Source organism: Leisingera sp. ANG-Vp, assembly GCF_000813725.1.
Taxonomy (GTDB): domain Bacteria; phylum Pseudomonadota; class Alphaproteobacteria; order Rhodobacterales; family Rhodobacteraceae; genus Leisingera.
On record NZ_JWLD01000016.1, the window covers coordinates 18,237 to 33,192 of the forward strand.

Annotated in this window: 11 protein-coding genes; 3 read left to right on the forward strand and 8 right to left on the reverse strand. The window is 63.2% G+C overall.

Features of this window, described 5'->3' with window-relative positions; genetic code table 11:
• Together RA20_RS06250 and prfB are read right to left on the reverse strand one after the other, a co-directional pair.
• Window positions 1-771, reverse strand: coding sequence for a DUF2189 domain-containing protein (locus tag RA20_RS06250; RefSeq protein WP_039125934.1), 771 nt, complete (start codon window positions 769-771; stop codon window positions 1-3).
• A 214-nt stretch (window positions 772-985) separates the two neighbouring features.
• Entirely contained in the window at window positions 986-2,113 is a 1,128-nt protein-coding gene (gene prfB, locus RA20_RS06255) for a peptide chain release factor 2 (protein ID WP_039125757.1), read from the reverse strand.
• Between the two features lie 237 nt (window positions 2,114-2,350).
• Here prfB and RA20_RS06260 point away from each other — a divergent pair, with 237 nt between their 5' ends.
• Window positions 2,351-4,330 carry a Hint domain-containing protein gene (locus RA20_RS06260; RefSeq protein ID WP_039125759.1) on the forward strand — a complete coding sequence of 660 codons (1,980 nt, stop codon included), beginning with the start codon at window positions 2,351-2,353 and terminating at the stop codon, window positions 4,328-4,330.
• On the opposite strand, the gene RA20_RS06265 is transcribed toward RA20_RS06260, so the two are convergent.
• The 4 genes from RA20_RS06265 to RA20_RS06280 form a co-directional block, all read right to left on the reverse strand.
• Window positions 4,324-6,825 (reverse strand): penicillin-binding protein 1A, encoded by a 2,502-nt coding sequence (locus RA20_RS06265; RefSeq protein WP_039125761.1) that lies wholly within the window; start codon window positions 6,823-6,825, stop codon window positions 4,324-4,326. The two genes, RA20_RS06260 and RA20_RS06265, sit on opposite strands and share 7 nt — an antisense overlap.
• Window positions 6,826-6,955: 130 nt before the next feature.
• On the reverse strand, window positions 6,956-7,744 hold the full coding sequence (locus RA20_RS06270) for a phosphodiesterase (protein WP_039125762.1): 789 nt from the start codon (window positions 7,742-7,744) through the stop codon (window positions 6,956-6,958).
• Between the two features lie 9 nt (window positions 7,745-7,753).
• Window positions 7,754-8,983 carry an N-acetylmuramoyl-L-alanine amidase gene (locus RA20_RS06275; RefSeq protein WP_039125764.1) on the reverse strand — a complete coding sequence of 410 codons (1,230 nt, stop codon included), beginning with the start codon at window positions 8,981-8,983 and terminating at the stop codon, window positions 7,754-7,756.
• Between the two features lie 70 nt (window positions 8,984-9,053).
• Window positions 9,054-10,199: a pyridoxal phosphate-dependent aminotransferase gene (locus tag RA20_RS06280; RefSeq protein ID WP_039125766.1), complete on the reverse strand. Its 1,146-nt coding sequence runs from the start codon at window positions 10,197-10,199 to the stop codon at window positions 9,054-9,056.
• On the opposite strand from RA20_RS06280, the gene RA20_RS06285 reads away from it, so the two are divergent.
• Window positions 10,198-11,580, forward strand: a complete 1,383-nt coding sequence (locus RA20_RS06285; RefSeq protein WP_039125768.1) for a M48 family metalloprotease — start codon at window positions 10,198-10,200, stop codon at window positions 11,578-11,580. The two genes, RA20_RS06280 and RA20_RS06285, sit on opposite strands and share 2 nt — an antisense overlap.
• Window positions 11,577-12,341 (forward strand): DsbA family protein, encoded by a 765-nt coding sequence (locus RA20_RS06290; protein WP_039125769.1) that lies wholly within the window; start codon window positions 11,577-11,579, stop codon window positions 12,339-12,341. Before RA20_RS06285 ends, RA20_RS06290 begins: the two co-directional genes overlap by 4 nt.
• A gap of 90 nt (window positions 12,342-12,431) precedes the next feature.
• Here the strand turns inward: RA20_RS06290 and ispG are convergent, their stop codons facing one another.
• Complete coding sequence (gene ispG, locus RA20_RS06295; protein WP_039125771.1) at window positions 12,432-13,553, reverse strand: flavodoxin-dependent (E)-4-hydroxy-3-methylbut-2-enyl-diphosphate synthase; 1,122 nt, start codon at window positions 13,551-13,553, stop codon at window positions 12,432-12,434.
• Window positions 13,554-13,651: 98 nt separating this feature from the next.
• A complete protein-coding gene (locus RA20_RS06300; protein WP_039125773.1) occupies window positions 13,652-14,851 on the reverse strand; it encodes a helix-turn-helix domain-containing protein in 1,200 nt (399 codons plus the stop codon).
• Between the last annotated feature and the right edge of the window lie 105 nt (window positions 14,852-14,956).

Consider the following 14,956-nt stretch of genomic DNA (forward strand, 5'->3'; position numbering starts at 1 on the left):
CTACTCAGCAGCAGCCAGCCGGTAAATGTGCCAGGTGGCGTGCCCCAGCAGCGGCAGCACCAGAAACAGGCCGAGGAACCAGGGCAGCAGAGCGGCAAAGGTGACCGCGGCAATGAATGCGGCCCACAGGATCATCACTGCAAAGTTCTGCTGCACGTACTGAAAACTGGTGATCATCGCGGTCACGAAATCCACCTCCCGGTCCAGCAGCAAGGGCAGCGAGATCACCGTGATCATGTATAGCAGCAGCGCAAACAGCGCTCCGACGGCGGTGCCCACCGCCAGCATGGTCAGCCCGTTGGCAGACAGGAACACTTCGGCAGAGCTCGATATGTTGGTCATCGTGGCATGGCCGAGGAACAGCGCAAAAATCATGTGGCCCAGGAAAAACCAGAACAGGAACACCACGATGATAATGGCGCAGATCGACGGCAGCTGGCGGCGGCTTTGCTGCAGCACCACGCCAAGGATCCGGCCGACGGCAATACCCCTGCCCTGTTCCAGCCGGTGCGACACTTCATAAAGCCCCACAGCCGCAAAGGGACCGATCAGAGGAAAACCAATGGCTGCCAGCACCAGCCAGTAGGTGGTGCCGGTCCGGACCGTCACCCAGGCCATTGCCCAGCCGGCCAGCACGTAGAAACCGGCGAAGAACAGCCCGTAGACCGGCTTCCTGCGGAAATCGGCCCAGCCCCGGCGCAGCGCTTCCAACAGCATCCCGGTTGAAACCGGCTGAAGCGGCGGCACTCCAAAGGGCTTTTCTGTGTTCATGTCCGTCCATCCTCCCCAGCGCAGGCTTTCGCCCATGAAAAGCAGCATCAAAAATATGCCATTTAAGCCTAACGCTATTGATGCCGTTATAAAATGCTTTGAGCATACATGTTTACCAGCGCAGCCTGCCCCCAATGGCGGCAAAGAAAAAGGGCAGCCTCACTGGCTGCCCTGTCTCTCAATCCGCCATCCCCCGCGCCCGCCGGCGCCGGGTTTATTCTTCGCCTTGCGCGTCCGCACGGCTCTTGCCGGAGACGTTCATCGCCAGGGTCGCGGCCATGAACCCGTCCAGATCGCCGTCCAGCACACCCTTGGTGTCCGAGGTCTCGTGGCTGGTGCGCAGGTCCTTCACCATCTGGTAGGGCTGCAGCACGTAGGAGCGGATCTGGTTGCCCCAGCCGGCATCGCCCTTGGCCTCGTGGGCGGCGTTGATCTCGGCGTTGCGACGGTCCAGCTCCTGCTGGTAGAGGCGCGATTTCAGCGCCTTCATGGCGATGTCGCGGTTCTGGTGCTGCGATTTCTCCGACGAGGTCACCACGATGCCGGTCGGAATGTGGGTGATCCGCACCGCCGAGTCGGTGGTGTTCACGTGCTGGCCGCCCGCGCCCGAGGAGCGGTAGGTGTCCACGCGGATGTCGGACGGGTTCACGTCGATCTCGATATTGTCGTCCACCACCGGGTAGACCCAGACCGAGCTGAAGGATGTGTGCCGCTTGGCCGCCGAGTCATAAGGCGAGATCCGCACCAGCCGGTGCACGCCGCTTTCGGACTTCAGCCAGCCATAGGCATTGTGGCCCGAGATCTTGTAGGCGGCGGATTTGATGCCTGCCTCGTCGCCTGCGCTTTCGGACTGCAGTTCGACTTTATAGCCCTTTTTCTCTGCCCAACGCACATACATGCGTGCCAGCATCGAGGCCCAGTCGCAGCTCTCGGTGCCGCCGGCGCCTGCGTTGATCTCCAGGAAGGTGTCATTGGCATCGGCTTCGCCGTCCAAGAGCGCTTCTAGCTCCTTCTCGGCCGCCTTCTCTTTCAGCGCAACCAGCGCCGCCTCGGCGTCCTTGACGACGTCTTCATCCTCTTCCATCTCGCCCAGTTCAATGAGTTCGATGTTGTCGGACAAGTCCTGCTGGATGCCTTTGTAAGTGTTGATGGAATCCACCAGCGCCTGACGCTCGCGCATCAGCTTCTGCGCCGCTTCGGGGTCATCCCACAGGTTCGGATCCTCGACCCGCGCGTTGAACTCCTCGAGACGGAATTCCGCAGTCTCCCAGTTCATCCGCTGGGCCAGCAGCTCCAGCGATTTTTCGATGTCCGACACGATGTTCTGGGTTTCCGCGCGCATGGGGTGTCCTTGCATTCTAAGCTCAGGCCTGGGTGATAAACCACCCATGCGCCGCGGGCAAGCCGCCAAGCCCCGCCCCGGCGTCCCCGGTACTGCAGAAAATCCGATTCAAATGCCAAGGACATTCCTTCCCGAGAACACTCGGCGAACACCCGGAATTAACGCGGCCTGACTATTCCTTAACTCCGGTGCGGCTGCCAGCGGGAGGCTGCCAAGGAATTTGGGGAATACGGAACGATGCCAAGCGGATATCTTGTCCAGCTCGGAGACGGCTCACTGGATCATGGCGATACGATTACCGCCACCTATTCCTCGTTCACTACCGACACCAACCTCGGCACAGGAAACTGGAGCTGGACCGGATGGCACGGCGGCAGCCCCTATACCAGCGAAGTTGAAAGCGGCGTCTACTACCTGGCCACCGATGGCAACGTCTATTTCGTGCCCGACCTGGGGGCAGTGGACACGCTCACCTCGGCCACCGCGGACAATCCCCCTGCCTACACCGCCGAAGACGGCACCATAGAGGGCACCGCAGCAGGCGAGCTGATCGACAACAGCTACACTGATAGCGACGGCGACCAGATCGACAACGGCAACGGCGGCGGCGTCTCCGGCAATCAGGACACGGTGGAGGCCGGCGCTGGCGATGATACGGTGGATGCAGGCGCAGACAACGACCTGATCCTGGGCGGCGAAGGCGCGGACAGCCTGGAAGGCGGCGCTGGCGACGACACTATCTATGGCGACAGCAGCACCGAGGCCGGGCTGACCAGCTCGCAGCAAAGCATCGATGACAGCAATGTCACTGATACCACCAGCGGCTTCACCGTCACGGCCAAGGATGTATCCGGAAACACCAGTGCCGCAAACATTGATTACTATGACAACGCCTACGGGGTCGCGGGCGCGATCTCGGATTCCGACAGCGGAGTCGACGCGCAGCTAGGCTATGACAAGGCCTCAGGCATCTCCGAGGAACTGATTGTCGACTTTGATCAGGCAACAACCAGCGCCAGCGTCTCTTTCAAGCACCTCTACACTTCTTCAAACGGTGAAGAAGGCCACTGGGAAATTTACAAAGACGGTGTTCTGGTCGCCCAAGGCGACTTTACCGAGGACGTCGCCGGCTCCGGCACCGGCACGGTAGATATCAGCGGATACGGCGAATTCGATCAGCTGGTCTTGTCTGCCAATATTCAGACCGACCTGAGCGACGGTTCCGACTACATGATCTCGGACATCACCTTCACGGTGCCGCCCGAAGATCCGGCGGCTGGCAACGACAGCATTTCCGGCGGCGACGGTGCCGATCTGATTTACGGCCAGAGCGGCGATGACACTCTGGACGGCGGCGGCGGCGCGGACACATTGGATGGGGGCGCCGGTGATGACAGCATTGTCGCCGGTGAAAGCGATTCAGCCACCGGCGGCGATGGCGACGACTATTTCACAATAGCCTCCGACAACGCCTTCATCACCGGCGACATAACAATCACAGGCGGTGATGACGGCGAAACAACAGGCGATACGCTGGACTTCAACGGCCAGCTGGATCCCGGCACACTGAACATCACCGATGACACGGGCGGCAGCAAGACCGGCACGGCCACGCTGCTGGACGGCAGCACCGTCTACTTCTCCGGCATTGAAAACATCATCTGCTTCACCGCAGGCACTCAGATCGCCACCACTGCCGGGCTGCGCGCCATCGAAACACTGCGCCCCGGCGACCTGGTGATCACCCGCGACAACGGGCTGCAGCCGGTGCGCTGGATCAGTCAGTCCACGGTCCCGGCCGAGGGCAGCCTGGCACCGGTGCGCATCCCCGCGGGCCTCTTCGGTGCCGGACGCGACCTGCTGATCTCGCCCCAGCACCGGATGCTCTATACCGGCGCAGGCGCCGCTCTCTTGTGCGGCGACAGCGAGGTGCTGGTCTCAGCCCTGCATCTGGTCAACGGCACCACAATCCGCCAGCAGCCCGGCGGCATGGTCACCTATGTGCATCTGCTGTTCGACCGGCATGAGATCATCTATGCCGAAGGCGCCCCGTCAGAGAGCTTCCATCCTGGGGTGCAAGCCGTTTCGGCCCTGGGCGCGCCGGTGCGCGAGGAATTGTTCCGGATCATGCCTGACCTGCGCTGGTGCACCGGCACCTATGGCGACACGGCGCGCCAATGCATGGCGCGCCATGAGGCGGTGTTTCTGGCTCAGTAAAGCCCGCCCGAGCTGATGGTGCCAAAGGTTGCTTTGGGCCCCAGCACTGCAGTGCCGCCGCTGGAGGTCACCACTTTGCGTCCCGATTCTTGCACCTCTTCGATCAGCGGCAGGTTCGATCCCATGGCAAAGCCGCCGTCGTAGGTCAGGCCGAAGATCGGTTCGAACCCATCGCGGAAATACTCTGCCACCACATAAGGACCGGAAGCATCATCGGGCAGCCGGGCGCCGGTGTAACGGTCGATCTTGATGAAATGGCCGCCTTCCGGCACGTCAAACGGGCCGCCGCCGAATTTCTCGGTCGCCTTGGTCATGAACTGCTGGAACACCGGCCCGCACATGGTGCCGCCATAGGCGCCCCGCCCCATCGGCCGCGGCTGGTCAAAACCCATGTAGCAGCCCGCCACGATGTTCGACGTAAAGCCCACGAACCAGACATCGCGCGAATCGTTGGTGGTACCGGTTTTACCCGCCGCCGGAACCGGCAGGTTGATGACGCTGGAAGCAGTGCCGCGGTCCACCACGCCCTTCATCATCGACGTGAGCTGATACGCGGTGATCGGGTCCATCACCTGTTCGCGGTCGGTGACAATCCGCGGCGCCTGGCCGGGGATCAGGTTCGGGTCGGCGCAGTCGACGCAATCGCGGTCGTCATGGCGGTAGATGGTGCGCCCGAACCGGTCCTGCACCCGGTCCACCAGTGTCGGCTGCACCCGCTCGCCGCCATTGGCAAACATCGCGTAGGACGCCACCATTTTGTACAGCGTGGTTTCTTCCGCCCCCAGCGAGTTGGCCAGGAAGGCGCCCATATTGTCATAAACACCAAACCGTTCCGCATAGCCTGCAACCACCGGCATGCCGACCTCCTGCGCCAGGCGGATGGTCATCAGGTTCCGGCTCATTTCGATACCGGTGCGCAAAGGTGTCGGGCCATAGAACTTGTTGGTCGAGTTCTTCGGCCGCCACAGGCCCTGGGGCGTGTTGATCTCGATCGGCGCGTCGACCACGATGGTCGCCGGGCTGTAGCCGCTGTCCAGCGCCGCCGCATAAACAAACGGCTTGAAGCTGGAGCCCGGCTGCCGCAGCGCCTGTGTCGCGCGGTTGAACACCGAATGCTGGTAGGAGAAGCCGCCCTGCATCGCCAAGACCCGGCCCGAGTTCACATCCATCGCGACAAAGCCGCCCTGCACTTCCGGCACCTGCCGCAGCGACCAGTGGCTGAATTCGCCATTCTTCTCTTCGGCCCGCACCAGCACCACGTCGCCTCGGCTGATGTTGTCCCTGAAGCTGCCCTTCATCCACTTGATGTCCGAGCGCGGCACAGTCCCGGTGCCTTCACTGCCTTCGACACCCACGGTCAGGGACTGGTCGCCAACCTCCAGCGCAACGGCCGGATACCACTTGCCGCCCAGATCGATGTCGCGCGACACCTCGGCAGCTGCCAGCGCCTCGCGCCACGTGGCTTCATCCGCCAGCTGCGCTTCCTCCAGCGCCACACCTGTGCCGCGCCAGATGCCGCGGGAGCGGTCGTACTTCTGCAAGCCGGTGCGCATCGCCAGCGCCGCCTCGGCCTGCATCTCGTGGTCAATGGTCGCGCGCACGGTAAAGCCGCCGGTAAAGAACTCGCCCTCGCCGAAGTCCTGGGTCAGCTGGCGGCGGATTTCATCCGTGAAGTAGTCCCGCGGCGGCAGCGCGGTGCGGAAACCCTCGAAGTCGCCGTTCTGCACCGAGCGCAGCGGCTGGGCCACCTCGACCTCATAGACATCATCCGAGATATACCCGTTCTCGCGCATCTCCCGCAGCACATAATTGCGGCGCGCCAGCAGGCGCTCCTTGCGGCGCACCGGGTGGTAATCCGACGGCGCCTTGGGCATCGCAGCCAGGGTTGCCGCCTCATGCGGCGCCAGCTCGCCCAGGGTCTTGTTGAAATAGGTCTGGGCAGCCGCGGTCACCCCATAGGAGTTCTGGCCCAGGAAGATCTCATTGAGATACAGCTCCAGGATCCGTTCCTTGTCGAGCGTCTCCTCCAGCCTTGTGGCGAGGATGATCTCCTTGATCTTGCGCTCGGCCCGGCGGTCGCCGGACAGAAGGAAGTTCTTCATCACCTGCTGGGTGATGGTCGAAGCGCCGCGCACGTTCTTGCCGCGCGATTGCACAGCCTCGATCGCTGCTGCGGCAATACCGCGGGCGTCATAGCCCTTGTGCAGGTAAAAGTTCTTGTCCTCAGCCGAGATAAACGCCTGTTTCACCAGATCCGGGATCTCAGCCGATGGGGTGAACAACCGGCGTTCCTTGGCGAACTCGTCAATCAGATGCCCCTCGCCCGAATAGATCCGGCTGATCGTTGGCGGCTGGTACTGCGCCAGCGATTCATGGCTCGGAAGATCGCGCCCGTAGATCCAGAACACCGCTCCCACGGTCAGCGCCACCATTGCCACCCCAAGGGTGATGGTGCTGAAGATGGAACCGAAGAAGGAGAGTATGAACCTGAGCACGGGTTTGGCCTTTCTCGCGAGGTGCCGCCTATATAGGTGCGGCGGCCCCCGGGGTCAAAACAGGAAACAGCGAATATATGCCGGGCGGGACGGGAGAATCCTAGCACATTTCCCCGCTGCTTGCCGGGTCTTACGCAGCGGGACCGCCGCGTGCATAGTCACAAAACTGGCATTGCTGCAGGGTCAGCCCGTTTCTGCCGTATTCCAGAACTGTCAGTGCAGGCGCCTCGGCGGCGGGCTGGAAGCTGTCCCAGTCCCATGCAGGCCTTGGCGGCGGTGCCTGGTACAGCACGGATTTTGCAGTGGTAAAGGGAATGCCGCGCACTGTGCCGGAGCAAGGCCGGTGCACATGGCCCGCCAGAAGATGCAGCACATTGGGATAACCCGCCAGCAGTTCCAGCAGGTCTTCACCGTTCTGCAGGTTGTCGGGGTCCAGCATCGGCAGCCCCAGCTTCATAGGCGGGTGATGCATCGCCGCAATTGCGGGCCGCCCGCCCAGAGCTTCCAGCTCCGCTTGCAGCCAGCCCATGCGATCCGGGCACAGAACCCCCGCACCCTCTCCCGGAACCAGCGTGTCCAGACAAAGCACGGCGAGATCCCCAAAGTCCGCCCGGTACTGAACAAAGCCCGCCATAGCCCCCTCCGGCAACGGCAGAACCTCACGCAAAGCGGTGCGGTCGTCATGATTTCCCGTCAGCGGCAGCACCGGCATTGGCAATTCGTTAAGAAACTCTTGCAACGCGTTGTAATTATTAACGGTTCCGGTTTCCACAAGGTCACCGGTAATCAGGCAGGCGGCAGCCTCAGCATGGTGCTCGGCGACAAAATCCACCGCGGCCTGCAGCCGCTTCCGGGGGTCATGGCCCAGCACCAGCCCCTCTGCTTCGAAATGCAGATCGGACATCCAGATCAGTTTCATAGCCGCCCCCTACTGCCGCACCAGTGCCCGGCGCGCGTCATCTTCGATACGCCAGGCAATCAGCCCGTTCAGAATCCCGCGCGCCGCCTTGGCACGCCATTCCGGGTCGACCAGATTCTCAAGATCCCGCTTGCTGGACAGAAAGCCGATCTCCACCAGAACCGAAGGGATATCCGCGGACTTCAGCACCGAGAACCCGGCAGACCTCAGCGGCCGGTTGTTGACCGGCCCGCCCTGTTTGCGCAGCCCGTCAATCAAGGCCGCCGCCAGCGCATCGGTCCGCGGCTGGGTTTCCTGCCGCGCCAGATCCAGCATCACGCCGGTCACCCGGTCATCCGCTTCGCTAAGGTCGGTGCCCGACAGCAGATCCCCGCGCAGATGCCGCTCTGCCAGCTTCTCGGAGGCGACATCCGAAGCTTCCTTGGAAAGCGTATACACGGTCGAGCCATGCGCCCGGCCCTCGGAGATCGTATCCGCGTGCAGCGAAATGAACACATCCGCCCCTGCCTGATGCGCCAGCGCAATGCGGCGCTCCAGCGAAACGAAGTAGTCGTCATCCCGGGTCATCTGCACGGTGAACTGGCCCGAGCGGATCAGCACCTCGCCCAGCTCCCTCGCAAACTGCAGCATCAGGTGTTTCTCGACCACATGGCCGCTGTGGTGGTCCCGCTCAGCACCCGGATCAATGCCGCCATGGCCCGGGTCCAGCATTACCAGCAAAGGCGCGTTCTCGTCCCGCTCCCCGCGGCCCTGCACGGCTTCCGGAGCGGGCAAGTCCCAGCGCGGATCCTTCGGAGCCCCGGCCTTGGCGGCAAATTCCTCGTCGCTGGCCGGCTCCAGCAAAACCGACAGACGGGCCGCAGCAGTCACCTGATCCACCGTCATCGCGGCCTGGGACACCTGCATCGGTGCAGTCAGTTCCAGAACCAGCCGCGACCAGCCTGGCACATAGGTGCCGAACTGCGCGGCGGAAACCTGACCGCCCTGCAACAGCGCCTCCGGCGTCAGCCCGGTCCAATCCACTTCCTGAAAGTCCAGCACCAGACGCGGCGGTCCGTCCAGGGTGAACAGCCGGAACGGCACACCTTGGCTGAGGCCAAGCGTGACTTCCGCCCCCTGCCCGGCATCAGTGACCCGGCTGGTTTCCTCGTCGATGCGGGCAAGGCCGCTGAACCCCTGAGCCCAGGCGCCCGCGGCCAGCATCCAGATCAATGCGGTAAATTTGAACAGTCTGCCCATGCCACGCCTCTTGGTCTTTTGGCGGGCAGACTATGCAATTTGCGCGGCATTGAAAATCCGCCTTCTGCGCTCAGCCGCGCTCTGCCATGAACCGCTCCAGCCGCGCCAGGCCTTCCTCGATATCGGCAGTGGAACGCGCATAGGAGAACCGCAGCGTGGTGGCGCCGCGGACGGGATCGAAGTCCAGCCCAGGGGTCACCGCGACCCCAGCCTTTTCAAGGATTTCCGCGGCAAAGCTGCGGCTGTCTGCGGTCAGGTCCGAGACATCGGCATAGACGTAAAACGCCCCGTCCGGCGGCGCGATCCTGCTGAACCCGGCTTTCGGCAGGCCATCCAGCATCAACTGGCGGTTTTTTGCGTAAACAGCCAGATTCTCCCGCAGCTCGTCCTCGCAGTCCATCGCCGCCAGCGCCGCAACCTGGCTCGCGTGCGGCGCGCAGATGAACATGTTCTGGGCGATACGCTCCACCACCCGCACGTGATCCTCCGGCACCACCATCCAGCCGACCCGCCAGCCGGTCATCGAGAAGAACTTGGAGAATGAGTTGATGACGTAGCACTCATCCGTCAGCTCCAGCGCGGTGACCGCCTTCGCCTCGTACTCCAGCCCGTGATAGATCTCGTCGGAGATAAAGCTGGCGCCCTCGCCCCGTGCCGCGTCGATCAGCGCGCCCATCGCCGCATGATCCAGCATGGTGCCGGTGGGGTTGGCAGGCGAGGCCACCATCAAACCTGCCAGGTCCTGCCCCTTCAGATCCGCCGCCACCGGCTGCAGCCGGTTTTCCGGGGCAGTCTGGATATCAACGGGCGTCAGCCCCAGCGCCTTCAGGATCTGCCGGTAAGAGGGATAGCCCGGCGCCCCGATCCCAACCCGGTCGCCGCTGTCAAACAGCGCCGTGAAGCTCAGCAGGAAGGCGCCCGAAGAACCTGGCGTCACAATTACCCGCTCCGGGTTTAGATCGACGTTGTACCATTCGCCATACATCTGCGCGATGCGCTTGCGCAGGGCGGGCAAACCCAGGGCCACCGTATACCCCAGCGCATTGCCCTCCAGCGATGACGCCAGCGCCTTCAGCGCCCCCGAAGGCGCTCCGGTCGAGGGCTGCCCTACCTCCATGTGGATGACGTGGCGTCCGGCTTCTTCGGCCTTGCGGGCAGCCTCCATCACATCCATCACAATGAAGGGATCGACCTCTGACCGGGTTGAGTTTCGCATGCTGATCTCCCATGGTGCGCGCATGAGTTTTGACCGTTTCTTCCGGCTGGCGTCAATCCCGGCTCTTTTGCTTTGCGCGCTGTTCACATTTGCGGCCGGCGCAGCGCAGTCGGCGTCGATCTCTCTGCTGCGCGATGCGGATATCGAACACGGGCTGAACAAACTGGCAGCACCTGTTCTGCGGGCCGCGGGCCTCAACGCAAACCGGGTCCGGATCCTGCTGGTGAACGATTCGTCCTTCAACGCGTTTGTTGTCGATTCCCGAACAATTTTCGTCCATTACGGGCTGATCCTGAAGGTCACCAGCCCCGAGATGCTGCAGGCGGTGATCGCCCATGAATCCGCCCATATCACCAACGGCCACCTGGCCCGGCGGATGCAAAACCTGAGGTCAGCCAACAGTGCTGCGGGACTTGGCGTGGCGCTGGCGGTGCTGGCTGCGGCGGCGGGCGGCAGCGAGGCAGCTGGCGGTATCGCCATCGGCACGCAGAACTCCGCCCTGCGCGGCTTCCTGGCCCATACCCGCGCCGAGGAAAGCTCTGCCGACCGCTCAGCCGCGGATTACCTGAACCGCGCCGGCATCAGCCCGCAAGGCCTGGTCGATCTGCACCGCGCCTTTGCCGGCCAGGAAGTGCTGAGCACATCCAGCCAGGACCCTTATTCCCGCTCCCATCCGCTCAGCCGCGACCGCATCCGCGCCGCCCAGGCCTATCTGGCAGCGCACGGCGACAGGGGGCAGCCCAACAGCGAGGCGCAATACTGGTTTGCCCGGGTGCGCGGCAAGCTCTCTGCCTTTACCCGGGCGCCGAAATGGACCCTGCGGCGGGTGCGTGAAGAACAATACAAAGATGTGCGTCTGATGCGGGAGGCCGCCGCCTACCACCGCCAGAGAAACCTGAAGAAGGCGCTGCGGGCGATGAACGGCGCACTGGCCATCCGCCCCTCCGATCCCTTTTATCACGAGATGAAGGGGCAGATCCTGATCGAGAACCGCCAGTGGAGCGCTGCCCTGGCAGCCTATGGCAAGGCGGTCAGCCTGGCCCCCCGCGATCCGCTGATCCTGACGGGCTACGGCCGGGCGCAGCTCGCTGCGGGCCAGCCAAAGGCAGCGCTCAAGACTATGGAAAAGGCCCGCGCCATCGATTTCCGCAACACGGTTCTGCTGCGCGACATGTCGCTGGCCTATGCCAAAACCGGACAGCGCGGGCTGGCCTCGCTGGTCACGGCCGAACGCTATGCCCTGCAAGGGCGTCTGAATGACGCCGGAATTCATGCCAAACGGGCCGTTGCCCTGCTGCCCGCGGGCTCTCCTGCTGCGCGCCGCGCGCAGGACGTGCTGACGGCCTATGAACAAGCTGAGAAAAGGAAAAGACGAAAATGAAGCCTTTCACCCGCGCAGCCGCTGCCGCGGCCACTGCCCTCGCGCTGCTGAGCGCTCCGGCGCAGGCCTTTGACATCAGCAGCATGACCGATGCCGAGCGCGAGGCCTTTGGCAAGGAGGTGCGCGAATACATCCTCGCCAACCCGGAGCTGATCCTGGAAGCGGTGGATCTGCTGGAACAGCGCCAGCAGCAGGCCGAGGCAGCGCGGGACGATGTGCTGGTTGCCGACAATCTGGAAGAGCTGCAGAACGACGGCTATTCCTGGGTGGGCGGCAATCCGGATGGCGACATCACCCTGGTCGAATTCATGGACTACCGCTGCGGCTATTGCCGCCGGGCCGCGCCGGAAGTGGCCAAGCTGTTGGAAAGCGACGGCAACATCCGCCTGGTGATCAAGGAATTCCCGATCCTGGGCGAGGCTTCGGTGCTGTCTTCGCGCTTTGCGGTGGCGGCCAAGCATGTTGCCGGGGACGACGCCTACAAGCAGGTGCATGACGCGCTGATCGACTTCGGGGCTGAGCCGAATGACGTCGCCCTGCGCCGTCTGGCCGATGGGCTGGGCCTGGATGCCGAAGCGATCTTTGCCAGGATGGACAGCGAAGAAGTTACTGCCGAGCTGCGCCAGACCCGGGCCCTGGCCCAGCGGATGGCAATCTCCGGCACGCCGACCTTTGTGCTGGGCAACGAGTTGCTGCGCGGCTACCTGCCCGCCGATCAGATGGAGATCATGGTTGCCGAGATCCGCGACCAGCGCAGCTGACAGGCTGGATTGAACCAGTGGAGCCGGGGCGCTGCCCCGGACCCCGGGGTATTTTAGACCAGAAAGAAGCTGCAGGGAGCTTGCGGCTCCCTACTCCGCCGCGTCCTGGGCCGCCTCGATCTGGGCGGCCTTCTTTTCCACCTCTTCGACGATGTGGTCGACCATCTGCTCGTTGGACATCTTGTGGCTGGCCTTGCCGGCCAGATAGACCATGCCGGAGCCCGCACCGCCGCCGGTGAAACCGACATCGGTCATCAGCGCCTCGCCCGGGCCGTTCACAACGCAGCCGATAATCGAGAGGCTCATCGGTGTTTTCACGTGCTCCAGACGCTTCTCCAGGGTTTCCACCGTCCTGATCACGTCAAAGCCCTGCCGCGCGCAGCTGGGGCAGGAGATGATGTTGACACCGCGGTGGCGCAGGCCGAGGGATTTGAGGATTTCAAAGCCCACCTTCACCTCTTCCACCGGGTCGGCTGAGAGGCTGACGCGCAGGGTATCGCCGATGCCCATCCACAGCAGCTGTCCCAGCCCGATCGCCGATTTGATGGTGCCGGAGACAAAGCCGCCCGCCTCGGTGATCCCCAAATGGATCGGCGCGTCAGTGGCTTCTGCCAGCTGCTGGTAGGCAGCAGCGGACATGAAGACGTCAGACGCCTTTACCGAAATCTTGAACTCGTGGAAGTCGTGGTCCTGCAGGATACGGATGTGGTCGAGGCCCGATTCCACCATCGCCTCCGGGCAGGGCTCGCCGTATTTGTCCAAGAGATGCTTTTCCAGCGAGCCTGCATTGACGCCGATGCGGATCGAGCAATTGTGGTCGCGGGCCGCCCTGATCACTTCGGCCACGCGTTTTTCATCGCCGATGTTGCCGGGGTTGATGCGCAGACAGGCCGCCCCTGCTTCAGCCGCCTCAATCCCGCGTTTGTAGTGGAAATGAATGTCGGCGACGATCGGCACCGGGCTTTCGCGCACGATCTCCTTCAGCGCTTTCGACGAGGCCTCATCCGGCACCGAGATCCGAACCAGGTCGGCCCCCGCCTCTGCCGCGGCTTGAACCTGGGCCACAGTTGCCGCCACATCGGTGGTCAGCGTATTGGTCATGGTCTGCACCGCAATCGGGGCATCGCCGCCAATGGCGACATTGCCCACATGGATCTGGCGGCTTTTGCGGCGCTCGATATGGCGCCAGGGGCGGATGTGGTTCATCGACATGAAGCGGGTGTCCCGGCTGGATCCTGTTAGCAGCTAGATACGCGCTGGCAGGCCCCGCTGCAATGGCAGCCGGCCGCTTTGCCCGGTTTCACAGGGTGTTATTCGGCAGGCTGCTGCGCCTGCAGTTCGGCCACCAGGGTCGCCAGCGCCTCGTTGCGGCCATCGGACAGATCCGCCAGTTCAAACCGGCCGGTGATCGCGTCCATCGACAGGTCGATATTCTTGGACACTTGGCCGCGCTCGCCCACCGGGCCGAAATGCTCGCCGTTCACAGCAAAGTAGATGGCACTGCTTTCGCCGGTGCGCAGCCGCGGCGCATCCTCGGTCAGCGGCACTTCGAAACGCTGGCCTGCATCCATGATGGTTTCCAGGATCACGCTGCCGTCGGCTGCGGTGACCTGCACCCAGGAGGGGCGCACCGCCACCATTTCAACGCCCGGCTTAACTTCCGCAACCACCTGCGGCACCTGCTGCAGCGCGTCTTCCTCGTACGAAAGGCTTGCGTCGGCCAGCAGAACACTTGGCAGTTCAGGCACTGCAAAATTGCCCAGCTCTGACGGATCCAAGGTGGAAATCGGCGCATCGCGCGCCACCAGCACCGGCACATCCAGCGCCTGCGGCCGGTACAGCCGATCCAGCGCCTCAGCCGCCGGATCTGCTGCGCCTTCTGCAACTTCCAGAACCGCGCTGTTCAGCGGGTCGAGATCAGCCAGAACCGCCGGGGTCTGGTCGACGGGCGCAAACTGCACCTGCTGGATTTCCTTCAGCACCGACCAGCCGCCATAACCGATACCGCCGATCAGCGCCGCCAGAACCATCAGCGAGCCGACTGCGCGCAGTTCGATCTGGCTGAGGAGACCCGCCGGCGCCGGAATAAAGGGGGTGTTGGGCGAGGCGAAGGCATCACCGCCCAGGCCCGTCGCGGCCGTTACCGGCGCGCTGCCGGGCTTGCTGCGGCTTGAGGCCTCGGCCGACATGCCATGGGCCACGGTGAACCCGCTTTCGGTGCAGAAATCCTGGAACGCCTGTTCCGGATCCATGTTCAGGTAGCGGGCGTAAGAACGCACATACCCGGCAATGAAGCCGGGTGTGTCAAAAGCGGACGGGTCCGAGTTTTCGATGGCAGCAATGTAAGAGGCCTTGATCCGCAGCTCGCGCTGAACGTCGAGCAGCGATTTGCCCATCGTCGCCCGCTCGCCGCGCATCACGTCGCCGAGCTTGAGTTCGAAATCGTCAAACCCTTTGGGTTCAACGGTTTCGCCACGCTCTTCATGCTTGCGGGTAAACCGCCCGATCATGCCTGCCGTCCCATTTTTTGCCTGCCGCAATCTGTTCAGAGTGGTGAAAGAATCACATATGCGACTCAAATCCACTCATTGATTGACAACAGCGTAACACACTCA